27 protein-coding genes and 1 riboswitch are annotated in these 26,130 nt (G+C 71.7%); of the genes, 11 read left to right on the top strand and 16 right to left on the bottom strand.

From position 1 onward, the window contains the following. Nucleotides 1-571: glycosyltransferase (locus E1286_RS30850; protein ID WP_132618067.1), on the top strand; the 571-nt coding region annotated here is incomplete at its 5' end. Nucleotides 572-580: 9 nt separating this feature from the next. Here the strand turns inward: E1286_RS30850 and E1286_RS30845 are convergent. Beyond that, nucleotides 581-1,267, bottom strand: coding sequence for a GntR family transcriptional regulator (locus E1286_RS30845; RefSeq protein ID WP_246075369.1), 687 nt, complete (start codon nucleotides 1,265-1,267; stop codon nucleotides 581-583). A gap of 89 nt (nucleotides 1,268-1,356) precedes the next feature. Between E1286_RS30845 and E1286_RS30840 the strand changes: the two genes are divergently transcribed. Beyond that, entirely contained in the window at nucleotides 1,357-1,890 is a 534-nt protein-coding gene (locus tag E1286_RS30840) for a YbhB/YbcL family Raf kinase inhibitor-like protein (protein ID WP_132618066.1), read from the top strand. 180 nt (nucleotides 1,891-2,070) lie between these two features. Here E1286_RS30840 and E1286_RS30835 read toward each other — a convergent pair whose 3' ends face one another. Both E1286_RS30835 and E1286_RS30830 read right to left on the bottom strand, forming a co-directional pair. Further along, the gene (locus E1286_RS30835) at nucleotides 2,071-2,967 is read right to left on the bottom strand and encodes a hypothetical protein (protein WP_132618065.1); all 897 of its coding nucleotides are present in this window, start codon (nucleotides 2,965-2,967) and stop codon (nucleotides 2,071-2,073) included. 13 nt (nucleotides 2,968-2,980) lie between these two features. Beyond that, nucleotides 2,981-3,427 (bottom strand): RNA polymerase sigma factor, encoded by a 447-nt coding sequence (locus E1286_RS30830; RefSeq protein ID WP_281282784.1) that lies wholly within the window; start codon nucleotides 3,425-3,427, stop codon nucleotides 2,981-2,983. Between the two features lie 105 nt (nucleotides 3,428-3,532). On the opposite strand from E1286_RS30830, the gene E1286_RS30825 reads away from it, so the two are divergent. Continuing rightward, the gene (locus E1286_RS30825) at nucleotides 3,533-4,246 is read left to right on the top strand and encodes an acetoacetate decarboxylase family protein (RefSeq protein WP_132618063.1); all 714 of its coding nucleotides are present in this window, start codon (nucleotides 3,533-3,535) and stop codon (nucleotides 4,244-4,246) included. On the opposite strand, the gene E1286_RS30820 is transcribed toward E1286_RS30825, so the two are convergent. The 6 genes from E1286_RS30820 to E1286_RS51455 all read right to left on the bottom strand — a co-directional run bounded on the left by E1286_RS30820 (nucleotide 4,243) and on the right by E1286_RS51455 (nucleotide 9,970). Then, entirely contained in the window at nucleotides 4,243-5,127 is an 885-nt protein-coding gene (locus E1286_RS30820) for a glycosyltransferase family 2 protein (RefSeq protein ID WP_132618062.1), read from the bottom strand. The genes E1286_RS30825 and E1286_RS30820 overlap by 4 nt on opposite strands. Nucleotides 5,128-5,308: 181 nt before the next feature. Further along, nucleotides 5,309-6,076: a CDP-alcohol phosphatidyltransferase family protein gene (locus tag E1286_RS30815; protein WP_132618061.1), complete on the bottom strand. Its 768-nt coding sequence runs from the start codon at nucleotides 6,074-6,076 to the stop codon at nucleotides 5,309-5,311. Next, a complete protein-coding gene (locus E1286_RS30810) occupies nucleotides 6,054-7,094 on the bottom strand; it encodes an iron-containing alcohol dehydrogenase family protein (protein WP_165969987.1) in 1,041 nt (346 codons plus the stop codon). The genes E1286_RS30815 and E1286_RS30810 overlap by 23 nt, the downstream gene beginning before the upstream one ends. A 27-nt stretch (nucleotides 7,095-7,121) precedes the next feature. Further along, the gene (locus E1286_RS30805; protein ID WP_132618059.1) at nucleotides 7,122-7,856 is read right to left on the bottom strand and encodes a phosphocholine cytidylyltransferase family protein; all 735 of its coding nucleotides are present in this window, start codon (nucleotides 7,854-7,856) and stop codon (nucleotides 7,122-7,124) included. Nucleotides 7,857-7,931: 75 nt separating this feature from the next. Continuing rightward, the gene (locus E1286_RS51460) at nucleotides 7,932-8,540 is read right to left on the bottom strand and encodes a DUF5941 domain-containing protein (protein WP_281282783.1); all 609 of its coding nucleotides are present in this window, start codon (nucleotides 8,538-8,540) and stop codon (nucleotides 7,932-7,934) included. An 11-nt stretch (nucleotides 8,541-8,551) separates the two neighbouring features. After that, nucleotides 8,552-9,970, bottom strand: coding sequence for a CDP-alcohol phosphatidyltransferase family protein (locus E1286_RS51455; RefSeq protein WP_281282782.1), 1,419 nt, complete (start codon nucleotides 9,968-9,970; stop codon nucleotides 8,552-8,554). Nucleotides 9,971-10,080: 110 nt separating this feature from the next. Here E1286_RS51455 and E1286_RS30790 point away from each other — a divergent pair, with 110 nt between their 5' ends. Further along, the gene (locus E1286_RS30790) at nucleotides 10,081-11,367 is read left to right on the top strand and encodes a bifunctional cytidylyltransferase/SDR family oxidoreductase (protein ID WP_132618056.1); all 1,287 of its coding nucleotides are present in this window, start codon (nucleotides 10,081-10,083) and stop codon (nucleotides 11,365-11,367) included. Nucleotides 11,368-11,393: 26 nt separating this feature from the next. Next, the gene (locus E1286_RS30785; RefSeq protein WP_246075368.1) at nucleotides 11,394-13,130 is read left to right on the top strand and encodes a CDP-glycerol glycerophosphotransferase family protein; all 1,737 of its coding nucleotides are present in this window, start codon (nucleotides 11,394-11,396) and stop codon (nucleotides 13,128-13,130) included. Here the strand turns inward: E1286_RS30785 and E1286_RS30780 are convergent. Then, nucleotides 13,127-14,143 (bottom strand): glycosyltransferase family 2 protein, encoded by a 1,017-nt coding sequence (locus E1286_RS30780; protein WP_132618055.1) that lies wholly within the window; start codon nucleotides 14,141-14,143, stop codon nucleotides 13,127-13,129. The two genes, E1286_RS30785 and E1286_RS30780, sit on opposite strands and share 4 nt — an antisense overlap. A gap of 81 nt (nucleotides 14,144-14,224) precedes the next feature. Between E1286_RS30780 and E1286_RS30775 the strand changes: the two genes are divergently transcribed. The 5 genes from E1286_RS30775 (at nucleotide 14,225) to bluB (ending at nucleotide 18,849) form a co-directional block, all read left to right on the top strand. Beyond that, nucleotides 14,225-15,673 (top strand): LCP family protein, encoded by a 1,449-nt coding sequence (locus tag E1286_RS30775; RefSeq protein ID WP_132618054.1) that lies wholly within the window; start codon nucleotides 14,225-14,227, stop codon nucleotides 15,671-15,673. A 70-nt stretch (nucleotides 15,674-15,743) separates the two neighbouring features. Further along, nucleotides 15,744-16,055 carry an STAS domain-containing protein gene (locus E1286_RS30770; protein ID WP_246075367.1) on the top strand — a complete coding sequence of 104 codons (312 nt, stop codon included), beginning with the start codon at nucleotides 15,744-15,746 and terminating at the stop codon, nucleotides 16,053-16,055. Nucleotides 16,056-16,146: 91 nt separating this feature from the next. Further along, entirely contained in the window at nucleotides 16,147-16,989 is an 843-nt protein-coding gene (locus E1286_RS30765; RefSeq protein WP_132618052.1) for a GNAT family N-acetyltransferase, read from the top strand. Then, nucleotides 16,986-17,816, top strand: a complete 831-nt coding sequence (locus E1286_RS30760; RefSeq protein WP_246075365.1) for an LLM class flavin-dependent oxidoreductase — start codon at nucleotides 16,986-16,988, stop codon at nucleotides 17,814-17,816. The genes E1286_RS30765 and E1286_RS30760 overlap by 4 nt, the downstream gene beginning before the upstream one ends. A gap of 169 nt (nucleotides 17,817-17,985) precedes the next feature. Then, nucleotides 17,986-18,184: riboswitch (cobalamin riboswitch) on the top strand. Nucleotides 18,185-18,213: 29 nt separating this feature from the next. Further along, complete coding sequence (gene bluB, locus E1286_RS30755) at nucleotides 18,214-18,849, top strand: 5,6-dimethylbenzimidazole synthase (RefSeq protein ID WP_132618051.1); 636 nt, start codon at nucleotides 18,214-18,216, stop codon at nucleotides 18,847-18,849. A gap of 89 nt (nucleotides 18,850-18,938) precedes the next feature. On the opposite strand, the gene E1286_RS30750 is transcribed toward bluB, so the two are convergent. The 6 genes from E1286_RS30750 to E1286_RS30725 are packed head-to-tail and all read right to left on the bottom strand — an operon-like array spanning nucleotide 18,939 to nucleotide 25,146. Beyond that, nucleotides 18,939-20,126 (bottom strand): GDSL-type esterase/lipase family protein, encoded by a 1,188-nt coding sequence (locus E1286_RS30750; protein WP_132618050.1) that lies wholly within the window; start codon nucleotides 20,124-20,126, stop codon nucleotides 18,939-18,941. Further along, the gene (locus tag E1286_RS30745) at nucleotides 20,123-20,950 is read right to left on the bottom strand and encodes an endonuclease/exonuclease/phosphatase family protein (RefSeq protein ID WP_132618049.1); all 828 of its coding nucleotides are present in this window, start codon (nucleotides 20,948-20,950) and stop codon (nucleotides 20,123-20,125) included. Before E1286_RS30745 ends, E1286_RS30750 begins: the two co-directional genes overlap by 4 nt. A 20-nt stretch (nucleotides 20,951-20,970) precedes the next feature. Further along, entirely contained in the window at nucleotides 20,971-21,777 is an 807-nt protein-coding gene (locus tag E1286_RS30740) for a carbohydrate ABC transporter permease (RefSeq protein WP_223190557.1), read from the bottom strand. After that, entirely contained in the window at nucleotides 21,774-22,667 is an 894-nt protein-coding gene (locus tag E1286_RS30735; RefSeq protein WP_132618048.1) for a carbohydrate ABC transporter permease, read from the bottom strand. Before E1286_RS30735 ends, E1286_RS30740 begins: the two co-directional genes overlap by 4 nt. Then, nucleotides 22,664-23,911 (bottom strand): ABC transporter substrate-binding protein, encoded by a 1,248-nt coding sequence (locus E1286_RS30730; protein WP_132618047.1) that lies wholly within the window; start codon nucleotides 23,909-23,911, stop codon nucleotides 22,664-22,666. The genes E1286_RS30735 and E1286_RS30730 overlap by 4 nt, the downstream gene beginning before the upstream one ends. Then, a complete protein-coding gene (locus tag E1286_RS30725) occupies nucleotides 23,908-25,146 on the bottom strand; it encodes a Gfo/Idh/MocA family protein (RefSeq protein WP_132618046.1) in 1,239 nt (412 codons plus the stop codon). The genes E1286_RS30730 and E1286_RS30725 overlap by 4 nt, the downstream gene beginning before the upstream one ends. Before the next feature lie 74 nt (nucleotides 25,147-25,220). Between E1286_RS30725 and E1286_RS30720 the strand changes: the two genes are divergently transcribed. Further along, the coding region (locus E1286_RS30720) for an ROK family protein (RefSeq protein WP_132618045.1) at nucleotides 25,221-26,130 on the top strand (910 nt) is incomplete at its 3' end.

The following is a 26,130-nucleotide window of genomic DNA, read 5'->3' as shown; positions in this document are numbered from 1 at the left end:
CAGCCCGCCCCTCCCCGGCGACACCAGGGTCGTGCACATCGGCCGCCTGTCGGCCGAGCGCGGGGTGCACGAGCTGGTCGGCCTGGCCGAGCGCCTGATCCCGTACGGCGTGCGGATGGACGTGATCGGCGCGGCGGCCCCCGGCGTGCGCCCCCTGCTGCGCGACGCCCAGCGCGTGGGCCTGCTGGACTGGTTCGGCTACGTGCCCAACCGCCACGCCCTGCGCATGGCCGAGGGCGCGCTGGCCGGGCTGTCGCTGGCCCGCGACACCGTTCGGACACCACCCACGAAGATCATGGACTACATGGGCCGCGGCCTGCCGGTCATCACGACCCCGCCGGGCGCCCCGCTGGTCGAGCCCGTCGGTTGCGGGCTCGTCGTGCCCCTCGACGTGGACGCCGTGCTGAACGCCGTTCTCGACCTCAAGGAGAACCCCGCGCGGCGGGTCAAGCTCGGGGCGCTCGGCCACGCCGAGGCCCGGCTGCGCCACCACTGGCCCGACCAGGCCGCCGCCTTCGCCCGCCAGGCGGAGTCCTGGGCCGGTCTGGCCGCCCACGCCCTGGCCGTCTGACGCGCCGGCTCAGGAGTACCGGTCCGGCGACAGCGCCGCCGCGGTGAGGCTCAGATGCCGGACGAGAACCGCGGCCGCGGCGGCGGGGTCGCGGGCGAGAGCGGCCTCCTCAAGGCGACGGTGCTCGTCGCGGGGCGCACGGCTGGGCGTGCGGTGGCCGGACCAGCGGCGGGCCAGCTCGCTCGCCGTCCACATCCGGTCGAAGGTGTCGAGCAGGACGGAGTTGCCGCAGCCCTCCAGCAGGGTGCGGTGGAAGCCGTGGTGGGCCTCGGCCCAGGCGTCGCTGCAGTACTCGCCCTCCTCGGGCGCGAACGCCGGGGTGCGCGCCAGCCTGTGGTGCGCGGCGCGTACGCGGGCCTCCCACTCGACGTCGCCACGCTCGACCGACATGCGCAGCATGGGCTCTTCGATGGTCAGCCGGGCCTCGGTGAGCTCCTGCCAGCGGCGATCGGAGAAGGCCGGCACGGCGAAGCCGCGATTGGGCAGCCGGTCGGCGAGCCCCTCCCCCACCAGTCGCACCAGGGCCTCGCGCACCACGGCGAGGCTGACCCCTTGTTCCTTGGCCAGCTCCTGCGGCTTGAGTGCGTCTCCCGGAGCGTGGGCCCCGTGCAGGATGGCCGCCCGAAGCCGGGCGTGAACCTGCTCCGAAAGCATCTGCTTGCCCGACAAGGCAGGGCCGCGGTCCGTCTGAGTCACGGCCACATACTAACGGCGCGGCCAAATAATCGATTATGCCTGTTACGATCGATCGCTGTAGCCAACCGTTCCACGGAAAGAAGTACGTCATGACCGGCAACGACCCCTTCGCCCGCCTCCCCGAGGCGGCGGTCTTCACCGTCACCAGCACGACCGTGACCGACGGCGCGCCCCTGCCCCTTGAGCAGATGTCCGCCGGTGTCCCCGGTGGCAAGGACGTCTCCCCGCACCTGTCCTGGAGCGGAGCCCCCGAGGGCACCAAGAGCTACGCCGTGACCGTCTACGACCCGGACGCCCCCACCGGCTCCGGATTCTGGCACTGGGCCGTGGCCGACATCCCCGCCACCGTCACCGAGCTGCCGGAGGGCGCCGGCGACGATGCCGGCTCGGGCCTGCCGGAAGGCTCCTTCCAGCTGCCCAACGACGTCCGCGTGGCCCGGTTCATCGGCGCCGCACCGCCCGCCGGCCACGGCCCTCACCGCTACTTCATCGTGGTGCACGCCCTGGACGTCGAGCACATCGGCGTCCCGGCCGAAGCCACTCCTGCCTACCTGGGCTTCACCATGTCCGGCCACATCCTCGCCCGCGCGGTCCTGACCGCCACCGCCGAGATCCCGCGCTGAGCGGTACGACGCGATGGAGGAGCGGCCCGCCCGGTCGGGCCCGGCGGTCAGCCGGACGGTCAGCCGGACGGTGGCCGGGATGGAGCGGGACGGGTCGGCCGAGCGGCGGCTTCACGAGCTGCTCGGCCACCCGGACCGCCGCCCGCACGGCAAGGCTCTACCACGGGCCCGACGAGTTCGTCACCGTGGGCCGCTGGGCCGGTCGAGGTCGAAGGCGACGTCCGCGAGCCGGACGGTGCGCACGCGCGGGTCCTCGATGATCCGGCGCAGCGTCCCGATCGCGACGAGCTGGTCCACGTACGCGTAGGCCAGGCCGTCGCGCGCGGCCGTACGCAGCCGGTCGAGGGACAGGTCGAACCGGCGCAGGTTCGCGTCGTCGTGCTCGCGGAGCAGTCCGGCCCACTTCCGGAAGTTGCCCAGGTCGACGCCGCACCCTTCCTTCCCCTCGGCGACCTCTCCGCGGTCCCAGGTGCCGGCGCCCCACGTGACGGGCAGCGCGCTCGTCCTGCGTTCGTAGACGACCTTGTCCGCGCACCTGTCGTACGTCTTCAGGAAGCCCTTCAGGGCGTCCGGCGCGAGCGGCGCGGCGAACTCCACCACCGCCAGCGCGTTGAGCCCGTCAGGCAGCCTGGCCAGCACCTTGCGCACCTCGTCCTTGGGGGCGAGCGCGCCGCCGACGTTGAACAGCGCGAGCGAGAGCCTGGTGCCCGCCGTGTGGCCCAGCGGCAGGCGCCCCACGCGCCCGAAGAGGTCCTGACTGATCGTGTACGCGCCGCCGCCCGCCCAGGGCCCGGTGGCGGCGCGCAGCGGGGCGGCGGTGACCTCGAACGACATCGACGCCGGCGTGGTCGCGCAGCACGCTGCGACGACGACCTGGTAGGCCGGGTTGTACAGCTTGAAGGCGGTGCCGAGCACGTCCGTCATCCGCTGCTCCCGGTCGCCGCGCGTCTGCACCAGCCTCGACCCCACCGTGGCGGCGAGGGCGAGCGCCAGCAGGACCGCGAGCACGACGGACGCCGTCCTGAAGAGCCCCCGCCGGACCGCCCGCCTGGTCAGCTTCACATCAAAGTCCGGCATTTCTGGAAAATCATCAGTCATTCTGGTCTCCGTAGATCTCGGCGAAGGCGGTCCTGGCGCGCCACACGGCGGTCTTGATCGAGGCGTGGTTCCTGCCGGTCATCGCGGCCACCTCCGCCAGCGAGAAACCCTCGAAGTAGACGAGCACGAGCAGCCGGCGATGCCGCTCCGGCAGCCGTTCCAGCGCGTCGCGCACGTCGAGCGAGGCCACGTGCAGCGGCGGCACCCCGAGCTCCTCCGGGGCGGGCAGGGCGAGTTCACGACGCGCGCGGCGGACGTGGTCGATGAGGACGTTGCGGGCGATCCTGAGCAGCCACGCGGCCGGGTTCTCCCCGCGCCAGCCCAGCAGCGCCCTGGTCGCCTTGACGAACGTCTCCTGGGCCAGGTCCTCCGCGAGATGGGGGTCACGGGTCCTGCGCAGGAGGAACCCGCACACGAGCGGCCAGTGCTCGCGATACAGCTCCTCGATGATGGCGCCCCCCGTGTTCTTCCAATGGTCACATCACACCTAGACGGCACCCGGGGGGAGATGGTCACAGGCCGGACCGGTTGATGTACTGGTGCCATGGCATCGCATCTGATCCAAGGCAGGACGGTGGGCATGCCGGTGCGGGTGCGGGACGCCGAGGTCTGCGGCGCCTTCTATCCGGTACGCGCCGACGCCGCCCGAGCGGTGATCGCGTACTCGGGGCTCGACGTGGCCGAGGTGCTGCCCGGCAAGGCCGTCTGCGTGCTGCTGTTCATCGACTACCGCGACGGCGACCTCGACGCCTACCACGAGTTCGGCATGGCCTTCCTGATCCGCCCGCCCGGGACGACCGGCTCCAAGGGGCCGGCCGACCTGCGGCAGGCGGGGTTGTTCGTGCACTGGCTGCCGGTCGACCAGGCGTTCACCCTGGAGGCCGGCCGTACGCTGTGGGGGTTCCCGAAGGAGCTGGCCGACATCGACCTGCGGCTGAACTCACCGTACAAACGGTGCGTGCTGCGCAAGGACGGCCGGCTGGTGCTCGACATGCTGATCAAGCCGGGCGTGCCCGTGCCGGGCGGCGCGGTCGTGGCGCCGTTCGCCGCCTACACCCACCGCGAAGGGGTCACGAGGCGCGTGCCGTGGTCCGTACGCGTGCGCGGCGCCCGGCTGCGGGCCGGCGGCGCGCTGATCCGCCTGGGCAACCACCCCATCGCCAAGGAGCTGAGCGAGCTCGGGCTGCCCCGGCGGGCGACGTTCACCACGACCGTCTCGCATGCCCAGCTGACCTTCGGGGAGGCGCTCGAGACCTAGACGATCGGCGGGCGGCCCAGCTTGACCATGCGCCAGGCGGTGCGCCAGGCCATGGGACGGCGCTCACCGGCCGGCGTGCGCAGCCCTTCGAAGAAGCCGGCGAACCAGGCCTTGAGCGCCCCGCTGGTGCCGCGCTCGCGGATCAGCGTGAGCACGATCCAGTTGGTCAGATACAGGACGGCCAGCGGCCACGGCAGATTGCGGCGGGCCAGCCAGACGCGGTTGCGGGCGTTGAGCCGGTAGAAGTCGGCGTGCCGGGTCGGCGGCACCTGCGGGTGGTACATCACCGTCTCGGCGTCGTACTCGATGCGGTAGCCTTCGCCCAGCAGCCGCCAGGCCAGGTCGGTCTCCTCGTGGGCGTAGAAGAACTTCTCCGGCAGCCCGCCCACCTGGAGGAACGCCGAGCGCCTGATCGCCGAGGCGCCGCCGAGGAACGTGGTGACCGGCGAAGAGCGCTGTGGGTCGCCGGCCCGCAGCCGCGGGACGTGGCGGCGCTGGCCGATGCCGCCTTCTGGGTCCATCACCCGGAAGGAGAGCACCGCGAGATCAGGCTCGGTGGCGAAGCGGTCGCGCACGTGGGCGACGACCTTCTGGCTGGCATACCAGCCGTCGTCGTCGAGGAACAGCACGACGTCTCCCGAGCACTCCTCGACGCCCCGGTTGCGGCCGGCGGGGATGCCCGTGTTCTGCTCCAGCCTGATCGACTTCACGACCGCGGCCGAGCCTTCGGGTGGCGTCGCCGACACCTCGGGCACGTCGGCTCCGTTTCCAACGATCACCACCTCGACGTCGCCGTCGACCTGGTTGAGCGCGGACTCGACCGCCCGGTTCAGCTCCGCGACCCGGTTGCCCATGGTGAGGATGACGCACGAAATCTTCAACGAATCATCGTCCTGACGCGTTGAGGACACGAGCGGAGCATTCTTTCATGATCACCGAGTCTGCTGGTCTGCATGGTCTGGATGGTGAAGCTAAGCGTATCGGAACCGGCAGTGAACCCCCACCGAACGGCGAACGTCCGATCAATACGACGGACGAGGGCCGCCTGCGGTTCCGCCATGATCAGGCCAGCCGCCGCGAAGCCAGGATGCTGACCAGATGCAGCACCGCCTGCACCCCGGCGGCGACCACGCAGGCGACCACCAGAACGCGGGTCGCCGTCAGGTCGCCGAGCACCGCGTCGATCACCGCCGCGACCACCGCGAGCAGCGACAACTCGATGGGCTGCATGATGCGGTGGAACTTCGTGGCCGCCACGATCCGCCGCGCGAGGCTGAGCAGCCCGGAGCGGAACTGCGCCACGGACGCCTCGCTCGCGGCCGGCAGCCCGCCCTTGGCCCGTGCGACGTCGACCAGGTCGGTCTCGGCCTTGATCAGGATGGCGCCGAGCGCGGCCGCGAAGCCGAGCACGGTATACCAATCCGGTAGAACGGCGGACGCCCGCCAGCCGAGCCCGGCCAGCAGCGCCGCCTCGGTGAAGTAGGCGCCGACGCGGTCGAGGTAGACCCCGGTCAGCGAGGTCTTGCCCGTCCACCGGGCCAGCTCGCCGTCGGAGCAGTCGAGCAGCAGGTAGACCTGCACGAGCAGGGCGGCCAGCACGACCGCCCACAGCCCCGGCAGCGCCAGGACGACCCCGGCGACGACGCCCGCCACCGTCATGACCCAGGTGAGCTGGTTGGGCGTGACCGGCGTCTTGGTCATCAGCCAGGTGACGTAGATGGACAGGCGCCGCATGTAGAGCACGCCCGCCCAGTGCTCGCCGTTCTTGCGTTCGAGGTGGCCCGCCGGCTGGGCCACCTGCCGCAGCTCAGCTACCGAAGGCCCGGACATAGTCCCCCACCCGATCGCGGATCTCGGAGTCCTGCATGCGCAGGTGCTCCAGGATCGTGTAACGGCCGGGACGCGTGGCCGGGGCCAGGGCGACGACCTCGGCGAACTGCTCGCCGGTCAGCCCGATGTCGCCGGGGACGACAGGCAGCCGGTGCTGACGCAGGCAGTCGACGACCTGCTTGACCCGGGCCTCGTCCTCCCTGAGGAAGAAGCAGAAGGCGGCACCGATGCCGGCGAGCTCGCCGTGGTTGGAGGTGCCGGGGAAGAGCTGATCCACGGCATGAAGGATCTCATGATCTCCACCGCTCGCGGGCCGCGACGAGCCCGCGACGACCATCGACATGCCCGACAGGATCAGGGACTCGGCCAGCACGGTGAGGAACGCGTCGGACTCGATGGAGTCGGTGCGCCCGATGAGCGCCTCGGCTGCGGTGCGGGCCATCGAGCAGGCCAGCCCGTCGATGGGCTCGCCGCGCTCGACGTTGCCGAGCTGCCAGTCCTCGATGGCCGACAGGTTGCTCACCACGTCGCCGACCCCGGCCCTGACCAGCGACTCGGGCGCGTTGTGCACGAAGTCGAGGTCGACCAGGATGGCCAGCGGCATCGGCACCCCGAACGTGCCCTTGCCGCCCTCGTACACGAGGGAGGCCGTGGGCGAGCAGATGCCGTCGTGGGAGAGGTTGGTGGCCACGGCGACCATGGGGATGCCGGCGAGCGAGGCGGCGTATTTCGTCGCGTCGATGGTCTTGCCGCCGCCGACGCCGACCACGACCTCGTAGGCGCCCTTGCGCAGGTCGGCGCCGAGCGAGACGGCGGCGTCGACCGTGCCGTCGGCCACCCGGAACACCTCCGCCTCGCCCAGCGTGGGGGCGATGAGGCTCTCGATGTGGTCGCCCTGGCCCGGCCCGACGGCCACGGCGACCCGGCCGGAGGTCGCCACGCGGCTGTCGGCGAGCAGAGCGCCGAGCTGCGCGACCGCGCCCCTCCTGACGTCCATGGTGAGGGGGGCCGGCAGCATCCTGGCTAGAAGCGGCATGCGCGCCCCTCAGTAACGGACGGCGATCGTGCGGGCCTTGGCCAGGTCGTCGTGGTTGTCCACCTCGACCCAGTCGACCTCGCCGATGGGCGCGGCGTGGATGACCTCCCCGCGCGCGACCATCTCCTGGTAGCCGTCCTCGTAGTAGAGCTGGGGGTCACGTTCGTAGGTGGCCTTGAGCGCGTCGGCCAGGCGCTCGGCCGCGCCGGGGCGGATGAGCGTGGCGCCGATGTACTCGCCGTAGGCGTCGGCCGGGTCCATCAGCTTGGTGATGCGCCGCAGCGAGCCCTCGGGCGAGAGCGTCACCTTCATCTCCTCGTCGGCCAGCTTCTTGACGTTGTCGACGGCCAGCAGGATGTCACTCGTCTCGGGGGCCGACAGCAACGTCTTCTCGACCGAGACCGGGTGCACGGTGTCGCCGTTGACCAGCAGCGCCCCCTGGGCGAAGTAGTCGCGGGCGCACCACAGGGAGTACGCGTTGTTCCACTCCTCGGCCTTGTCGTTGTGCACGAGGGTGAGCTTGACGCCGTGCCGCTTCTCCAGGTCGTCCTTACGCTCGTGTACGGCCTGCGCCGCGTACCCGACGACCACCACGACCTCGCGCAGGTCCACCTCGGCCAGGTTGCGCAGCGAGATGTCCATGATCGTGGTCTCTCCGTCGACCGGCACGAGCGCCTTGGGCAGCGTGTCGGTGTACGGCCGCAGGCGTCGTCCGGCCCCAGCGGCCAGCACCATTCCCAGCAACGTGCACTCCTCAGTCGAGCGTCTCTGTAGGCCCAAAGAGTATTCGCCTTTGGCACTTCTGCGGGTAATCCGCCGTTAGTCTTGCGTTCCCGCTTCGGCGGTCTCGGTGCCGATCCGGGGCGCGGCGAGCCAGCATGTCAGGCTCTCCCAGCCGAACAACGCCCACAGGTAGAGCGCGAGCAGCACGTAGCCGCCGGTCAGCCAGCCGGCCAGGGCGAACAACGAGACGATCATCATCCTGCCATCCCAGCCGAGCCCGGCGGTCGCCAGCCACTGCGGCGGATAGACGCGCTGGCGCAGCCGGTAGACGAGGTCGTAGTGGCGGAAGGCGAGCGCGCCGAGCAGCAGGGAGATCAGCACGGGGTGCACGCCGTTGGCGAAGCCGCAGGCCGCGAGGAAGGCGTACTCGATGAGCCGCAGGATCGGCGGCACGAGCCAGTCGAGCCTGCCGTCGTGGGCGTGCGAGCTGCCGGGTCCGGCCAGCAGCAGCGTCACGGTGGGGGCGAACACCGCGAGGCCGTCGGCCCCGGCCACGCCGATGAGCAGCAGCACGCCGGTGACGAACATGCCGGCCAGCACCGGCGGCAGCGGCGGGAGCTGCCCGGCCACGAGCAGGCCCATGGCGCGCGAGAGCGGCCCGTCGTCGCGGTAGGCCACCACCGTGCTGGCGGGGACGGGCGTCATCTGGACCGATATCACCGTGCCGACCTCGCGATCCGTCCGGAGAGCTGGTAGAGGGCCGCCACGCCGCCCCAGCCGAGCAGAGCGAGGAACGTGACCCGGGCGTTCCAGCCCGCCGCGGTGACGGCGATCAGCGCCATGCGTTCCCCGATGGGCAGCACGATGATCTTCTTCAGCCAGCGCGCGACCGTGTCGCGTTCGAGCCGCTGGGCGAGCCCGAGCACGCCCGACGCGGTGCCGCGGGTGTCACGGGTCTCCAGCAGGGAGCGCGCGGGCCTGCCCCACGCGGCCCCGACCCGGACGGCGTCGGCGGCGGCCCCGGCGTAGGTGTAGTCGAGGGCGTGCCGGACGACCTGCAGGATCATCGCGGCCACCGCGAGGTACCAGATCCCCGAGCCGCCGAATCCGGCCGCCAGGCCCACGTAGACGGCGTACTCCTTGAGCCGGTCGCCCATGCCGTCGGCCCACGCGCCGAGCGGCGAGAACGTCCGGGTGTAGCGGGCGAGCTGGCCGTCGAGGCAGTCGAGCGCGAACGACAGGTAGAGCAGCACCGCCCCGGTCAGCCGCCCGCCGTGGGTGCCGGCGGAGAACCAGACGGCCGCCAGCAGGGCGACGGCGACCGAGATGCCGGTGACGGTGTTCGGCGTGACCCTGAGCCGGACGAGGGGCTTGATCAGATGGCGGGTCCAGGAGGAGACGAAGAAGGTGGCGAAGAAGCCGTCGTCCTCCTTGACCGAGGCGTCGAGCTTGACCTGGGCCTCGTCGACCTCGGCCAGCCGGGTGACGGCGGCGTCGGCGGCGTTCTGGCCGGTCACCCGGTCGGCGTGCAGCCGCCCGATGCCCGCCGCCCGCACGGGCACGCCCGACCTGACCAGCCCGACCAGCAGCAGGTCGACCGCCTCGACCGGGGTGACCGGCCCGAGCTTGCCCGTGTCGGCCAGCTCCGCCAGCTCCTCGGCGACGTCGGCGAGCGAGGCCAGGTCGGCCTCGCCGGCCTGCAGCACGCCCCTGAACGTGCCGTTCGCCTCGGGCACGAGGTGGAACGAGCTGCCCGCGGCGACGACCTTGCCTCCCTCGACGCGTACGGGCGGCCGCATGGGCGCGGCGGCGGCGTCGTGGGAGACCAGCGCGCAGGTGTCGCGCGCGGGGTGTTCGAGCACGGTCGCGAGCGCCTCGGTGTGCGCCACCAGATCGGCGGGCAGCACGGCGAGCGCGCCCCCGGCCGCACGGGCGATCTCGGCGACGCCGCGCAGGTCGGCCCCGAGGCCACCACCCGGGCTCACCACCTGGACGTCGCGGACGGGCAGCGCGGCGAGCTGGTCGCCGAGCCGGTCGAGCAGGGTGCCGTCGCCGCTGAGGAGCCTGCAGGCGGGAGTCGTGGCGAGCAGCACGGCCGAGGTGGTCGTGCTCCCGTGGATCAGTGAGTCGGGCAAAGCGCAGATCTCCTCCCGGTCGGGGTGGAGTGCGTGGACTTGGGGGGTGCGTAGCCAGCGTAGCGACCGGTCAACGCGATATCACGGAACAGCACCGTTACGCTGCCGGTATGGATTCACGGCTGCGGTCGGTAGGAGTGCTCCTCGCGGGCGGCGTGGGGCGGCGGGTCGGGCTGGCGACGCCCAAACAGCTGGTCGAGGTGGCCGGGCGGTCGATCATCGAGCATTCGCTGGCCGTGTTCGAGGCGGCGCCCGAGATCGACGAGATCGTCGTGCTGATGACACCCGGCTACGCCGACCAGGTGCGCGAGATCGTGGCCAGGGGCGGCTACCGCAAGGTCAGCAAGGTCGTCGACGGCGGCGAGAGCCGCACGGAGAGCACGTGGCGGGCGTTGCGGGCCCTGGGCGACGAGGAGTGCAACGTGCTGCTGCACGACGCCGTACGCCCCCTCGTGGAGCCGCGGATCATCACCGAGTGCGTGCGGGCCCTGGCCACCCATACGGCTGTCAACGTGGCGATCCCGAGCTCCGACACGGTCCTGGTGGCCGAGCCGGTCGCCGACGGCGAGGTGATCGGCGAGGTGCTCGACCGCTCGCGGCTGCGGCGCAGCCAGACACCGCAGTGCTTCCGGCTGTCGGTGATCCGCGAGGCGTACGAGCGGGCGATGGCCGACCCGGGGTTCGCGTCACGGCCCGCGACCGACGACTGCGGCGTGGTGCTGCGCTACTTGCCGGAGGTGCCGATCCACCTGGTGCCGGGCAGCGAGCACAACATCAAGGTCACCCACCCCGCCGACCTGCACATCGCGGAGCTGCTGTTCGGGCTGCCCGCGCCCGTCCCGCCGGGCGACAGGGGCGCGCTCGCGGGCAGCTCCCTCGTGGTGCTCGGCGGGTCCGAGGTCGCGGCGGAGGTCGCCCGGCAGGCCGCGGGCTGCGGCGCCCGCGTGCGCGCGCTGACGGCGGCCGACGGCGTACGGGTGGCGGACCACACGTCGGTGGCCAAGGCGCTCGACGACGGAGGCGCGGTCGACCACGTGGTCGTCGCGGCGGGCGCGGGTCACACGGACGGCCTGACGCGGGCGGGCGGCGAGCTCCTCGCCGACGTCGTGGGCTCCGCCCACCTGGGTGCGCTCAACGCGGCCCGCGCCGCCCGGCCCCATCTGCGCGGCAGCCTGCTGCTGCTGGTGCCGCCCGGTTCCGGCGCGGTGCACGAGTCGTGCGCCGCCGCGGTGGCCGCGCTGACCAGGGCACTGGCCCGCGAATGGGCCGCCGACGGCATCCGGGTCAACTGCGTCAATACCGGCTCCTCTCCCCTCCACGCCGCTCAGACCTCACTTGACATCCTCATCTCCGACCTATCGGGGCAAGTGATAGACGGTGGCGTGGACGCCACTTGACCCGCGGGTTGTTACCGTGCGATCACATGAGGAGACTCATCGTGATCGCGGCCTTGCTCGCCTGCTATCCCGTGCTGCTGGTGGCGGCGCTCTGGCCGGCCCCGGTGGTGTTCGGGGCGGTCGCGGCGATCTCGTACGCCGTCGAATACGTCGCGCCCCGGGCCGGCCGCCCGCTGCCCGAGCTGCTCGCCAAGGTGCACCTCGGCACGACGCTGCGCTTCGCGGTCCGCGAGACCCTGGCGCTGCTGCTGGTGGCCAGGACGGCCGGGCCCGACTCGCCGTGGTTCGTGGCGCTGGCGGCGGGCGTGCTCGCGATCCACGGGGTGCGGGCCGCGCACACGGGCCTGGCCATGCGGCTGCGGCAGATGCTCAGCCGGATGCCGGTGACCACCCGCAACCTCGACGTCTCCGCCCTGCGCATCCCCAGGATGCCGCCGTGGCCGCTGCGCAGCTCGGCCAGCCTGCCGTTCCTCTACCTCGACGCGCTGCCGGTGCTGGGGGCGGTCTTCGGGGCCGTGCCGGCCACGCTCGGCGCGGGCCTGGCGATCGTGGCCGGCGCGGCGGGCGCGCTCGCGATGATCCCGTACGTACGCCGGGCCGTGCCGCTCACCGACAAGGCGCGCGTGATGGAGGTCATCGGCGAGCAGGTCGAGAAGTACCGTCCCGAGGTCGTCCTGTACTTCTCGGGTGCCACCCAGGCCGCCTACCAGGCCCGGATGTGGCTGCCCACGCTGGAGCGGATCGACCGGCGGGCCATCGTCATCCTGCGCGAGCGCGGCATGGCCGCCCACCTGGAGGACACCACGCTGCCGATGCTCTGCATCCCCTCCTCGGCCGACCTGATGAGCTTCCGCGCCCTGTCCCGCGCCAAGCTCTGCTTCTACGTCGCCAACGTCGGCAGGAACGTCCACATGCTGCGCATCCCGACCCTGCGTAGCGTGTTCCTGAACCACGGCGACAGCGACAAGGAGGCGTCGTTCAACCCGTTCTCGCGGGTGTACGACGAGGTGTGGGTGGCCGGGCCCGCGGGCCGCGACCGCTACCGGCGGGCCAAGGTCGGGGTGCGCGACGAGAACATCCACGAGGTCGGCCGGCCGCAGCTGGAGGGCATCTCGACGGAGGGCCCGGGGCTGCCGTACCGCACCGTCCTGTACGCCCCCACGTGGGAGGGCTGGAACGACGACCTGTTCCACACCTCGCTGATCACCATGGGCCCGCGCATCGTGCGGGCGCTGCTCGACCACCGGCCGGTCGTGCGCGTGGTCTACAAGCCGCACCCGCTGACCGGCCACCGCGACAAGAGCGCGCTGCGGGCGCACCGGAAGATCGTCTCGATGATCGAGGCGGCCGAGCTGGCCAAGTCGAAGGCCCGTCACCCCTCCCGGGCGGAGGGCGACACGCCGCGCATCAGGCATCTGATCGTCACCGGCGACGAGCCCACGCTGTACGACTGCTTCAACGAGAGCGACCTGCTGATCAGCGACATCTCCAGCGTCGTCACCGACTTCCTGGCCAGCGAGAAGCCGTACGCGGTGACGAACGTGGCGGGGCTGTCCGAGCGCGCCTTCCACGAGCGCTATCCCAGCACCGAGGCGGGCGCGCTGATCGGCCCCGACCTGTCGGGGCTCGCCGACTTCCTCGCCGGCGAGGACACCCTGGCCAGAGCCCGCATCAAGCTGCGCAACCATCTGCTCGGGCCGGAGTATCCCGATGCGATGACCCGCTTCAACGCGGCGATCGAGCGGGTCTTCGCGGGGTCCTAGCCCGACGGGCGGGCGAGTTTGCGCGGGCTGGTGAGGAAGCCCCAGCCCCAGGAGCAGTGCATGGTCGCGTACACGAGGGGCAGCCGCAGCCACGCCGACACGGGCAGCCCGCGGCCGGTCAGCACCGAGCCGGCCACGATCGCGACGGCGTAGCCGCCCGGGACGATCAGGCCGAGCGGGAAGAACGGCGAGACGACCAGCCCGAGCAGCATCGCCAGCACGGCGGCGGGCGGCGCGAGGTAGCGCAGGTTGATCGTGCCCTCGTGGGTGCGGGCGACCACCCGGCGCCAGCGGCCGTAGTGGAAGTACTGCTTGGCCAGCGCCTTGACGTTGGGCCGCGGGCGGTAGGTGACCCGCATGCGGGGCTGGAACCACACCAGGCCGCCCGTCTGGCGGATGCGGTGGTTCATCTCCCAGTCCTGGGCACGCTGGAAGTGCTCGTCGTAGCCGCCCACCCGGTCGAGCGCCGAGCGGCGGAAGACGCCGAGGTAGACGGTGTCGGCCGGGCCGGCGGTGCCGCCCACGTGGAAGGCCGCCGCGCCCACGCCGATCTTGGACGTCATCGCGCAGGCGACGGCCTTCTCGAACGGCGTGACGCCCTCGGCCGCCATGATGCCGCCCACGTTGTCGGCGCCGGTCTCGGCCAGCGTCTCGACGGCGACGCGCAGGTAGTCGGGGGGCAGCATGGCGTGCCCGTCGACCCTGGCGATGACGCCGTTGCGGGAGGCGGCGATCGCCGCGTTGAGCGCGTTGGGCGTGCGCCCGGTGGGATTGGGCACGACGACCACCCGCGGGTCGGCCGCCGCGATGGCGTCGGCGACCTCCTGGGTGCGGTCTCGGGAAGGACCCACGGCGAGGACGACCTCGATCTCGCCTGGGTAGTTCTGGGCGAGGACCTGATCGACGGCCTCGCGAAGGTGCCGCTCCTCGTTGAGGACCGGCATGACGACGGAAATAGGGGGCCAGCCGCGCGTCTGCGCGGGCGCGTGCGGCGAGTCGGGGAACTGCTTCATGGCGGGGCTCACGCTACTGTACGGGCAGGGGAGGAGGGCAATCGAAGGCCCGATCCTCCGGGGTGACATGAGGGGGATTGCATGCGCGACCCGGACGGGGAGGACGACGGTGTGCTCGTGGGCGGCGACGCCTACGGCGGCGTCAAAGTCGCACCCGTCCGCGCCCGCAGGCCGCGCAGGAGCGCCCGGGCGCGCCGCCGCAACGTGCTGGTGGCCGGGTTCCTGTCGGCGGCCGTCCTGGTCGCCACGGGCGTGGTGTGGGCGACCCCGCGCCAGATCGGCACGGTCGACGCCGGCGTGGCGGCCGTCTCGCGCGGCGCCGAGAACATCCTGCTGGTCGGCGTCGACAAGCGCGACGACCTCACCCGCGAGCAGCAGAACCGTCTCAAGCTGGGTCGCGAGTCCGGCCAGCGAACCGACACCATGATGGTCGTCCACCTGTCGGAGGACCACAAGAAGGTGACCGTGGTGAGCCTGCCGCGCGACACCTGGACGACGATCCCCGGCAAGGGCGAGCACAAGATCAACTCGGCGTACCAGTTCGGCGGGCCGAAGCTGGCGAAGGAAGCCGTCGAGGCGGCCACCGGGCTGGAGATCAACCGCTACATCGAGGTCAACATCCTCGGCTTCATCGACGTGGTCGACTCGCTCGGCGGGGTCACGGTGTGCACGCCCGTGCCGATCAACGACACGAAGATCGCGCTCAACCTGCCGGCCGGCACCCACCAGCTCGACGGCGTGCAGGCGCTCTACTACGCCCGCACCCGCGCCACCGCCCGTTCCGACCTCGACCGCATCGACCGGCAGCAGCAGGTCATCTCGGCGCTGCTCAACCGGGCGCTGAGCGCCGACACGCTGGCCAACCCGGCCAAGCTGGCCTCGTTCGTCAACAGCACGCTCGGCACGGTCAAGGTCGATCCCGGCGACGGCCTGCTGGGGCTGGCCACGCAGCTGCGCGACGTCTCCCTCGACGACGTGACGTTCGCCGACGTGCCGCTGGCCGACGTCGACTTCCGCACCCCGACCGGCGAGTCGGCGGTGTTGTGGGACAAGCGGGCGGCCCGCGACATGTTCGCCAAGATCGACGCCGACCAGGACCCGGCGCGGCCCACGCCGACCGCCGTGGCCTCGCCGCCGGCGGCGGCGTCGGCCAAGCCGTCACCGCCCGCGCCGGGACAGATCTCGCTCAAGGTCAAGAACGGCACCCTCATCACGGGCCTGGCCGCGCGCATGAAGACGGCGCTGGTCGCGTACGGGTTCAAGGTGCCGGGGCAGCCCGGAAACACAAATCAGAAGGATTACCGCAAAACGGTCATCCGTTATGGCGCGGGTTTGGAACAATCGGCGAAAGTCGTGGCCGAGGCCATTCCAGGCGCCGAGCTCCGCGAAGTGGACATCGACGGCATCGAGCTCGTTCTCGGCTCCGACCAGCTGAAAGTCCGCCAGCAAAAGCCCACTTCCGCACCAACCGCCAAGCCGAGTGTTACACCAACGACTAAAACGGCAATGCAGAACATATGTAAGAAATGAGCATAACTTTCGGCGGGTCGGGCAGGTGAGTCCCATGGTGGTCAGGTGCTGGCGAGAGGACCCCTGTACGGTGATCCACGTCGTGGGCGACCTCGACGTGGCGGGAGCCCCCCGGTTGCGGGCCGAGCTCGAACAGGTGCTGACCGCCGCCGATCCGCTCAAGGTGGTGCTCGACCTCACCGAGGTGCCGTTCTGCGACTCGGTCGGGCTCGGGGTGCTCGTGGCCACGCTCAACCAGGTGCGGCGCCAGCGCGGCCGGATGATCCTGGTGCTCGCGCCCGGCATGATCCGCCACCTGCTGACGATCACCAACCTCGACCGCCACTTCGAGACGAGCGATTCCCTTCGCGAGGCGCACGCGTCACTGGCCGACGCTGCCTGACCCGGCGCGAGATGTGCCGAACCTGCGAGAGCATGGTCAGGTCATCGCGGGCACTCGCGGGAGCGCCCCCTCACGCGCGGAGGGCTTCACGTTGATCGACCGGTTCCCCGAGCCTGCGCGTTCCCAGCTCCGGGCGGCCTGCGAAGGCGGCCGGACCCGCCCCGAGTGGTGCTTCGCCGAAGGGCGGGCCCACCTGGCCTACTGGGCCCCCTACCGAGGCGCGGACCCGGTGCTCGTCTGGCAGTTCGACCCCGGCCCCGATCCCGAGGCCGCCGCCGCGCTGCTGCGCCGGAGCCTCCAGGAGATGGGGGTGGCCAAGACGATCCACGACATCTCACTCGAGCCGGGGCTCACCCCCGCCGCCGATCGCGCCGTCGCGCACCAGGCCCTGATCGGGGCCGGGTTCGTCATGGAGGTCGAGCGGCTGCTGCTCGCATGGGCGGCCGGCGGCGACCTGCCCGACGACCTGCCCGACGACCGGGGCCGGCTGACGTACCGGCCGGCGCGCCGGATGGACCCGTCCGAGGTGATCGACCTCCTCGTCCGCATCTCCGAGGGCTCGCTCGACCACGACACGCGCACCGAGGTCGCCAGGGTCGGCGCCGAGCACGAGGCCCGCTGGGTGTACGACGACCTGGTCAACCGCAAGGCCGGGCCCGACTGGTTCGTCATCGGCTACCTCGACGACTACCCCGTCGGACTGGTCGCCCCCGACGACCGCTCCATCGCCTACATCGGCGTCGTCCCCGAGCACCGCGGTCAAGGCTACGTCGACGACCTCCTGGCCAGGGGCACCCGCACGCTCGCCGAGGCCGGCGTCGAACGCGTCATCGCCGGCACCGACGTCGGCAACGTGCCGACCGCCGCCGCTTTCCTGCGCGCCGGGTACTCGGAGACCGGGCGGCTGTTCCGCTACTACTGGAGGGCACCATGAGGCTGGGAGTCATGTTCGACCGCGATCTGCCGCCCGAGCGGCTGGTCCCGTTCGCGCGGGCGCTCGACGAGACGGTCGTGGACGATCTGTGGGTGGTCGAGGACCTCGGCTGGACGGGCGGCATCTCGGCGGCGGCCACGGCGCTGGCCGTCACCTCGCGGCTGCGCGTCGGCATCGGCATCACGCCCGCGCCGCTGCGCAACCCCATGCTGCTGGCGATGGAGCTGGCCAACCTGGCCCGCCTGCACCCCGGCCGGCTGGCCGCCGGCATCGGGCACGGCGTCCCGGAGTGGATGCGCCAGGTGGGCGCGGCCGTCCCGTCGCCGCTGGCCCTGCTGGAGGAGACGATCACGTCCGTACGGGCGTTGCTGCGGGGCGAGACGGTCACCCTCGACGGCAGGGCGGTGCGGCTCGACGGGGTGTCGCTCGTGCATCCGCCGACGGTGCCGCCGCCCGTGCTGGCCGGGGTGAAGGGGCCGCGTTCGCTGGCGCTGTCGGGCCGCGTGGCGCAGGGCACGATCGTGCCCGAGGGCGTGGGGCCCGCCGATCTGCCCGGCATCGTCGAGCGGATCGGCGCGGACGGCGACCACGAGCTGGTGGTCTTCACCTACCTGCACACCGGCGGCGAGGTCGACAGATCGCTGGTGGAGGGGCAGGCGGGCTTCCTGGACATCGCGCCGGAGGACGTGGCGACGGCCTCCGGCACTCCTCAGGAGGCGGCCGCGCAGGTGAAGGCGCTGTGGGCGGCCGGCGCGAACACGATCGCGGTGCGCCCGATCGGCCAGGAGCCGCTGGAGCAGGTGACGGCACTGCTGTCGGCCCTGTAGGCGGCGGACCGCGACCATGAGGCGGATCGAGGGAGGCCGGCCACCCGGCCACCGACAGCCCCGCCTGGTGGTCCCGGCCGTCCCTGCGGGCTACGCGAACCTCGACAAGGCCGTTCGGTTGGCGGAAACGTCCCAAGCAGCGCGACTTCGGTGATCGGTTACGATACCCCCTGGCAAGACGTTGCGAGGTGCCTCGCGGTCGCGAGGAGAATCGGGAAGCCGGTGTGATCCCGGCACGGGCCCGCCGCGGTGACCGGGAAGCCGCCGCCCACGTGCGAAGCACAGCCACTGGCCCCCGAGGGCTGGGAAGGCGGGCGGTCAGGCGTTGATCCGGGAGTCCGAAGACCGGCCTCGCGCCCACCGCCCCGCCAGGGGCGCGACGCAGCGGGAGCCTGCCTTGAACAATCAGCTTTACGATGTCATCCACCGCCGTCGCGACGTGCGCGGCCAGTTCACCGGCGAGCCCGTGCCGGACGAGGTGCTGCACCGCGTGTTGTCGGCGGCGCACGCCGCGCCCAGCGTCGGGCTGTCCCAGCCATGGGACTTTCTCGTGGTACGCGACGTCCGGCTCCGCGGCGCCTTCCACGACCACGTGCAGCACGAGCGGGCCACCTTCGCCGCCACCCTCGACGGTGAGGCCGCCCAGCGGTTCGCCCGAATCAAGATCGATGGGGTGCTCGAATCGACGCTGTCCGTCGTGGTCACCTATGACGCGGACAGGGGTGGCCCCGCGGTGCTCGGCCGTCACGCCATCGCGGACGCCGGCCTGTACTCGGTGTGCCTGGCCATCCAGAACCTGTGGCTGGCCGCTACCGCCGAACGGCTCGGCGTCGGCTGGGTGTCGTTCTACCGCGAGCCCTTCGTCCAGGACCTGCTCGGCATCCCCACCGGGATCCGCCCGGTCGCCTGGCTGTGCCTCGGCCCGGTCACCCACCTCGAAGAGACCCCTGACCTGGAACGGCACGGCTGGCGACGACGGCGCCCGCTGGCCGCCGTCCTCCATCACGACCGATGGGGTGCGCACCCGGCCTGACGCCGCGTTTCTCCAGGAGCGGCGGCCCAGGACGATCGTCGCCCGTGGCACGACGGGCGACGATCATCCTGGAGAGGTGACGGGCGGGTTCAGCGGAACAGGGAGAGGTCGACGGCCTGCGCCATGGCGGCGAAGCCGGCGGCGTTCGGGTGGAGGTGGTCGCCGCGGTCGTAGGCGGGGTCGAGCGCCTGCGGGTCGGCGGGGTCGGCCACGGCGGCGGCGAAGTCGATCACGCCGTCGAACGCGCCGCTGGTGGTGATCCAGGCGTTGACGGCCTGGCGGTGGGCTTCGGCGGTGGCCGTGTGGGCCGAGCCGCCCTTGAACGGGGTGATCGTCCCTCCGTAGATCTTCGCGCCCCGGGCGTGCACCCGGTCGACGACCTCCTGGTAGGCGGCGATGAGCTGGTCGGCCGTCGCGCGGTCGCGCAGGTCGTTGACGCCGTGCAGGAGGATGACGTGGGTCAGGCCGGAGCGGGAGAGCACGTCGCGTTCGAGCCGGTTCAGCAGGCTCTGACCGTCCTGGGCGGTGTCGGTGCGTACGCGGTTGCCGCCGATGCCGGTGTTCACCACGGCGGGGTGGCGTCCCTGCTCGGCCGCGAAGCGGGCCGCGAGGTGGTCGGGCCAGCGTTCGAAGCCGTCGACCGCGGTGCCGGAGCCGTCGGTGATGGAGTCGCCGACGGCCACCAGCGTGCCAGGGGCCGGGCCGTGCGTGACGGCGACCGCGTCCAGGAAGAGCCAGCTGCGCACGGTTGCCGGGTACGTGCCGCCGTCGAGGTCGCCGGTGTGGTCGCCGGGCGCGGACAGGTAGTTGGTCTGGACGGCGGAGCGGTGCCAGGTCGCCGGTCCGGTGGCCTCGGGCACGTACACGCTGACCGCCAGGTCCTGACCCTCCAGGACGCGCAGGCGGACCGGGTCGCTGTCCACGACCTCCCCCGCGGGGACGGTCACGGAGGGCGCGCCGGAGAAGGCGGCCTTCCTCAGCGTCCCCTCGGCCAGGGCGGCGCCGCTCTCCCGCAGCGCCACCGTGACCGCGCCGAACGTCACCGGCCGGTCGCCGTGGGCGTTGGACAGCCGCACGCGTACGGCGTTGCCGCCGCCGCGCATGCGGACGACCATGCGGATGGTCTGGTCATCGTAGGTGGGCGGCACGGCGGCGGCCGACGAGCGGTGCAGCGAGGTGGCCCAGGCGTCCACCCAGTGGTCGCCGATGTCGGCCCGCACCGGGGTGGCGGTCAGCGCGAGGCCGAGGACGACGGCGAGGAGCGCGGGTGATCTCACGGCAGCAGGAAGTCCGTGACGAGCGGCAGGTGGTCGGAGACGTCCGTGCTCATCAGCCAGGCCGAGCGCACGTCGGAGCCCTTGGGCACGAAGACGTAGTCGAAGCGCCAGGTGTCGGCCGCCGACAGCCCGTCGCCGACGCCGACCTTGGCCCACACGTCGTCGTAGCGGTCGGTGAACGTGCTCATGCCGGGGAAGGTCGGCACGGCGTTGGTGTCGCCCAGGAAGACCACCGGCTCGGCGGACCGGTCGAGCCGGGCCGCGATGGCGTCGGCCTGCTCCTGCCACTCGGCGTCGCTGGTGTGCTGCATGTGGGAGTTGCCCAGGCGCAGGCGCCTGCCCTGGATGTCGACGACGACCTCCAGCAGGCCGCGCGGCTCGCTGCCCTCGTACTGCGGCAGGCGGGTGTTGAGCGACTCGAGGATGGGCCAGCGTGACAGGAAGGCGCAGCCGTACTGACGGCGCGGCCGGCCGGGCTCCAGGGGATCGAGGTCGATGTTGGGGCCGTACGCCTGGTGCATGCCGAGCATCTTGGCCAGCACGGCCGGGGTGTCGAGCCAGTTGCTGCGCGGGCGGAAGAACCTGTCGACTTCCTGCAGGCCGACGACGTCGGCGTCGATCGACTCGATGATCTCGGCGGTGTGCTCCAGGTCGAAGACGTTGTCGACGCCGGCCCCGTAGTGGATGTTGAAGGAGGCGACGCGCAGGACGCCGCGCTTGATCCGGCGCTTCTCCACGCTCGCCGAGGCGGGGACGGCGGCCAGTCCGACGCCCGCCGCCGCGACCGCGCTCGCGCCGAGCAGACCTCTCCTGCTGATGCTCATGATGGGGGGTTCCTTTCTGATCACTTGAGCGCGCCGGACGTGAGCCCGGCGACGATCCGCTTCTGGAAGACCAGGACGAGGATCACGAGGGGGATGGTGACGATGACGCCGGCGGCCATCTGGGTGCCGAACGGCGTGTCGAAGTCGGAGGCGCCGCCGAACTGGGCGACGCGTACGGTGGCGGTCTGCATGTCCGCCTTGCTGATCATGGTCAGGGCGATCATGAACTCGTTCCAGGTGGCGAAGAACGCGAGGATCGCCGTGGTGAACACGCCCGGCGCCGCCAGCGGCAGGATCACCCGCCGGAACGCACCCCAGCGGGTACAGCCGTCGATGGTGGCCGCCTGCTCCAGCTCGTGCGGCATCTGCCGGAAGAACGCGGTGAGCGTCCAGACGGCCAGCGGCAGCGCGAACGACATGCTGGGCACGATCATGGCGTGGTAGGTGTTGATCCAGCCCAGCTCGGTGAAGAGCTTCAGCAGCGGCACGATCAGCAGCGCGCCGGGGAACATCGAGGTGCCGATGATCAGGCCGAGCACCAGGTTCTTGCCGCGGAAGTGCAGCCTGGCCAGCGCGTACGCGCAGCAGACGCCGAAGACCAGCGTGAGCGCGGTGGTCGCGCCGGAGACGATCAGGCTGTTGAGCAGCGCCCGGCCGAAGTCGCTGTGCCCGCCGAAGACGGCCGCGTAGTTCTCCAGCGACGGTGGCGACGGCCACGGCGTGGTGGAGAAGATGTCCGACGTGCGGCGGAAGCTGGAGACGACCATCCAGTAGAACGGCGCCAGGCAGTACACCACGATGAGCCCGGCGGCGAGGGTCCGCTTCACGCCTGCCCCTTCCTCGATCGCGCGTCGGCGAGCAGGTCGGCGCCGAGCAACCGGACGAAGACGAACACGATCGCGGCGATGTAGGCGACGAGCACGATCCCGTACGCCGCCGCCGGGCCGTACCGGAGTTGGGTGGCCTCGTCCCACACCAGGGCGGAGAGCGTCTCGACGGAGAACTTGCCCCGGCCGATCATCACGAACGGCAGGTCGAACATCGCCAGCGCGTCGAGGATGCGGAACAGCACGGCCACCACCAGCGCCGGCTTCACCAGCGGCAGCGTGATGCGCCAGAACGTCTGCCAGGCCGACGCGCCGTCCACCTTCGCCGCCTCGTACACCATGGTGGGGATGATCTGCAGCCCGGCCAGCACCAGCAGACCGACGAACGGCGCGGTCTTCCAGGTGTCGGCGATGATGACGGCGAGCTTGGCCTGCACACCCTCGGTGGTCCACAGGATCTTCTCGCCGATGATCGCGTTGGCGACGCCGTCGGCCTGGAACACCCACCGCCACATGAGGCCGGAGATGGCCGTCGGCACCGCCCACGGGATGAGGATGCTCGCCCGCACCAGGCCCCGGCCGCGCAGGACGCCGTGCATGACCAGCGCCATCGCGACGCCGAGCACGGTCTCCAGCGCGACCGTGGCGAGGGTGAAGACGGTCGTGTTGGCGAAGGCGTTGACGAAGCGCTCGCCGACCAGACCGGCGTAGTTCGCCAGACCGACGAACCGCTCCCCCTCGATGACGAAGCCGTCGGCGTCGAGGCCCTCGCCGCGGACGTACATCGACTCGCGGGCCGCGGAGAGCAGCGGGTAGATCACGACCAGGGCGAGCACGAGCAGCGTCGGGGAGATCATCAGTGCGGCGAACCACCGCGCGCCGCGCCTCATTGCTTGAGCAGCCCCGCCAGCTGCTGCTGCAGGCCCGACAGCGCCTGGTCGGGAGTCGTCTCACCGGTCAGCGCCGGGTAGACGGCGTTCTGGATCGCCGCCGTCACGTCGCCGTACTTGACCGCGACCGGCCTGGCCTTGGCCTTGATGATGCCCTCCTTCAGCGAGGGCAGGTACGGGTACTTGGCGACGAGGTCTGGGTCGTCGTAGAGGACGGTGTGCGCCACCGGGGTGCTGTTGATCGTCGCCCAGGTCTTCGTCTGCTCGCGCGAGGTGAAGAAGGCGAGGAAGTCCCTGGCTGTGGCCTTGTTCTTCGAGAAGGCGGAGATGGCCAGGTTCGCGCCGCCGAGCACGCCGCTGCCCGGGCCGTTCAGGCCGGGGATGGGGGCGACGTCCACCTTGCCGGCGACGGGGCTGTCGGAGGCGTTGGCGGTGCCGTACAGGGAGGCCCAGCTGCGGGCGAAGAGCACCTTGCCGCTCTGGAGGGCGTTCTTGACCTCGTCCTCCTTGAAGGTGATGCCCTCTTCGGGGATCAGGCCGGCCTTGAGGCCGTCCACGAGGAAGTTCAGGCCCGCCTTGGCGGCGTCGGTCTCCAGGGTGGGGGTGCCGGAGTCGTCCACGACGGTGCCGCCGGCCGACTGCACGGCCTCGGCGAACGAGACCGTCAGGCCCTCGTACTTGTCGAGCAGGCCGGCGTAGCAGGACATGCCCTCCTGCTTCGGCAGGACCTCCTCGCAGGTCTCCTTCATCTCGGCCCACGTCGTCGGCGGCTTCTCGACCAGGTCCTTGCGGTAGTAGAGCAGGCCGGTGCCGGTCAGCCAGGGCATCGCGTAGAGCTTGCCGCGGTACTTCGCGGTCTCGAGGGTGGGCGCGAGCAGCTCGTCGGCCTTGACCATGTCGGCGGGCAGCTCGTCCACCCAGCGGTTGGCCGCGAACTCGGCCGTCCACACCGCGTCCAGCATGATGACGTCCATCGCGTCGGACTTCGTCTGTGCGTTGTTGATCAGGCGCTGGCGCTGGCTGTCGGCGTCCTTCGGCTGGATGTCCAGCGTCACCTTCTCGTCGGGGTGGGCGGCGTTCCAGGCGTCGATGATCTTTCTGCTGGCCTCTTCGTGGCTCTGCGTGTCGGTCAGCGTGATCGGGCCGCGCCCGTCCGCCGCGGCGGGCTCCTCGCCGCCGCCGCACGCCGCGGTGGCGGCCAGTGCCAGCGTCAGCGCGCCGGCGAGCACGAATGATCGGGTCATGGCTGCTCCTTGAGGGGGATGGTGACGACCGTTCCGGTGAGCCTGGCCTCCTCGGCCGCCCACGCGATCTCATGGCTGTGCAGGCTCTCCTTGGGATCGGAGAGGATCGCCGACGGGTCCACGCCGCCGACCGCGTCGAGGAAGGCGGTGACGAGGCCCTCGTCGCCGCCGCTGTGCCCGTCCTTGGGGGCGTGGGTGTCGACGACCTCCGTCTCGCCGGTCACGAAATCGGTGACCGCGAGCATGACGCCGTCGCCGTCGATCGAGCCCCGGGTGCCGAAGATCCGCGTCTTGCGCGGCGCCTTGGGCGAGAAGGCCGTCATCGTGAACGACGCCGTCGCGCCGCCGTCGAACTCCAGGTTCACCACCTGGTGGTCGACCACGTCGTTGTCGCAGGCGTAGACGCAGCGGCCGTACGGGCCCTCGCGCAGGGCGCGCAGCACGCCCTCCTCGCTCGGGTCGGCGGTCAGGGCGTTCAGCGGCCAGTCGTCGGGGCCGCCGACATAGGGCAGGTAGATGCGCTGGGCCGCGTACGGGCACTGCTCGGCCAGCGAGCAGTCGAGGCAGCGGTCGGCCGCGCCCTCTGGCTGGTTGACGGCCGTGAAGTGCTTGAGCCCGCCGAACGACGAGACCCGGCTGACCCGGCGGCCGATCATGTACGTGAGCCAGTCGAGATCGTGGCACGATTTGGCGAGCAGCATGAACGTGGCCTCGTCCGTACGCCGCCAGTTGCCCCGCACATAGGAGTGCGCGTGATGCCACCAGCCGACCGGCTCCAGGTGCTCGATGCTGACGATCTCGCCGATCCGGCCGCTGTCGAGCAGCTGCTTCACGGCCCGCGTGTAGGGGGTGTAGCGCAGCACATGGCAGACGGCGAACATCGCGCCCGACTTCTCCGCCGCCTCGATGATCCGCCGGCAGTCCTCCAGCCGGACGGCCATCGGCTTCTCCAGCAGGATGTGGTAGCCCAGCTCGGCGAAGCGCACGGCCGGCTCGACGTGGTCGGCGTCCATGGTGGCGATGATCACCGCGTCGGCCAGGCGGGGGCGGGCGGCCAGCTCACGCCAGTCCTCGAAGGCGAGCGCTCCGGGGTGGGCGGCGAGCGTGTCCGCCCGCCGTCGCGGATCCGGCTCCGCGACGGCGGCGAGCCGCGCCCGCCCGTCCCGCGTCGCATAGGTGGTGTACCTGCTCCCCCGGGCGCCCGCGCCCACGAGGGCAAGGCTGACTTGCCGCATCACGATTACTCTCCAATTATGAGAAGTCGCGACGTAAAGCTAGGGTTCACCCAACAGAACAGTCAAGGGGGGTTATGAAAACACCCGGTGTATCTAACGACACCGCGCTCCTCCGCCGGCTCAACACCCGCGCCACCCTGCAGTCCCTGCGGCAAGGGGGCGCGCAGACGCTCACCCAGCTCGCCCGCGCCGCCGGCCTGTCCCGGCAGACCGCCGAGGTGGCGATCGCCGATCTGACCGAGCGGGGCCTCGCCGAGGAGGCCGCGCCCACCGAGGGCGGCGCCGGCCGGCCCGCACGGCGCTTCCGCTTCCGGGCCGACGCGGGACACGTGATCGGTGTCGACATCGGCCCCAGCAGGATCCTCGCCATGCTGGCCGACCTGAACGGCGACGTGCTCGCCGAGCGGCGCCTCGACGTCGGCGAGCACCTCCCTGCCCCCGAACGCCTCGCGCTGGCCGAGCAGGCGGCCACCGCGTGCGCGGCCGGGGTCGCGCGCGGCAGCGTCTGGGCCGCCACGGCCGGCACCTCCGGCGTCGTGGACCGCTCGGGCCGGGTGAGCGTGTCCCACCTGATCCCCGGCTGGACCGGGCTCGACCTCGCCGGGCACGTCGGCCGCTGGTTCGGCTGCCCCGGTTTCGCCGCCAACGACGCCAACCTGGCGGCCGTCGCCGAGCACTGGCGCGGCAGCGCCCGGCACGTGGACGACCTGGTGTACGTGCTGTCCGGCTACCGGGCCGGGCACGGGCTGCTGCTCGACGGCCGGCTGCGGGCCGGGCGCAGCGGGAGCGCGGGCGAGCTGGGCCGGCTGCCGCTCGCCGGATGGGAGGACATGTCCGTCGTGCTCGGCCGTGACGGGCGCGACTCCGAGGAGATCTTCCAGGCGGCGCGGGCGGGCGAGGAGCGGGCGCTGTCGGTGGTGGACCGGCTGGCGTACGGGCTGGCGCGGGGCGCGTCGGCGCTCGTGCTCGTCGTGGACCCTGAGC

Origin of the sequence: Nonomuraea terrae (assembly GCF_004348995.1) — a bacterium.
Classification (GTDB): domain Bacteria; phylum Actinomycetota; class Actinomycetes; order Streptosporangiales; family Streptosporangiaceae; genus Nonomuraea; species Nonomuraea terrae.
Note: the sequence above shows the minus strand (reverse complement) of the source record. Positions and strands in the feature narration are given on the sequence as shown.

Bases quoted from the DNA above. Each gene is read 5' to 3' on its own strand.
- E1286_RS30745 (WP_132618049.1), bottom strand. From the start codon at position 20,950: ATGAGCATCAGCAGGAGAGGTCTGCTCGGCGCGAGCGCGGTCGCGGCG.
- E1286_RS30815 (WP_132618061.1), bottom strand. From the start codon at position 6,076: ATGTCCGGGCCTTCGGTAGCTGAGCTGCGGCAGGTGGCCCAGCCGGCG.
- E1286_RS30725 (WP_132618046.1), bottom strand. From the start codon at position 25,146: ATGCGGCAAGTCAGCCTTGCCCTCGTGGGCGCGGGCGCCCGGGGGAGC.
- E1286_RS30785 (WP_246075368.1), top strand. From the start codon at position 11,394: ATGAGGAGACTCATCGTGATCGCGGCCTTGCTCGCCTGCTATCCCGTG.
- E1286_RS30760 (WP_246075365.1), top strand. From the start codon at position 16,986: ATGAGGCTGGGAGTCATGTTCGACCGCGATCTGCCGCCCGAGCGGCTG.
- E1286_RS30825 (WP_132618063.1), top strand. From the start codon at position 3,533: ATGGCATCGCATCTGATCCAAGGCAGGACGGTGGGCATGCCGGTGCGG.
- E1286_RS30775 (WP_132618054.1), top strand. From the start codon at position 14,225: ATGCGCGACCCGGACGGGGAGGACGACGGTGTGCTCGTGGGCGGCGAC.
- E1286_RS30835 (WP_132618065.1), bottom strand. From the start codon at position 2,967: ATGCCGGACTTTGATGTGAAGCTGACCAGGCGGGCGGTCCGGCGGGGG.
- E1286_RS30735 (WP_132618048.1), bottom strand. From the start codon at position 22,667: ATGAGGCGCGGCGCGCGGTGGTTCGCCGCACTGATGATCTCCCCGACG.
- E1286_RS30790 (WP_132618056.1), top strand. From the start codon at position 10,081: ATGGATTCACGGCTGCGGTCGGTAGGAGTGCTCCTCGCGGGCGGCGTG.
- E1286_RS30780 (WP_132618055.1), bottom strand. From the start codon at position 14,143: ATGAAGCAGTTCCCCGACTCGCCGCACGCGCCCGCGCAGACGCGCGGC.
- E1286_RS51460 (WP_281282783.1), bottom strand. From the start codon at position 8,540: ATGACGCCCGTCCCCGCCAGCACGGTGGTGGCCTACCGCGACGACGGG.
- E1286_RS30840 (WP_132618066.1), top strand. From the start codon at position 1,357: ATGACCGGCAACGACCCCTTCGCCCGCCTCCCCGAGGCGGCGGTCTTC.
- E1286_RS30810 (WP_165969987.1), bottom strand. From the start codon at position 7,094: ATGCTGCCGGCCCCCCTCACCATGGACGTCAGGAGGGGCGCGGTCGCG.
- E1286_RS30730 (WP_132618047.1), bottom strand. From the start codon at position 23,911: ATGACCCGATCATTCGTGCTCGCCGGCGCGCTGACGCTGGCACTGGCC.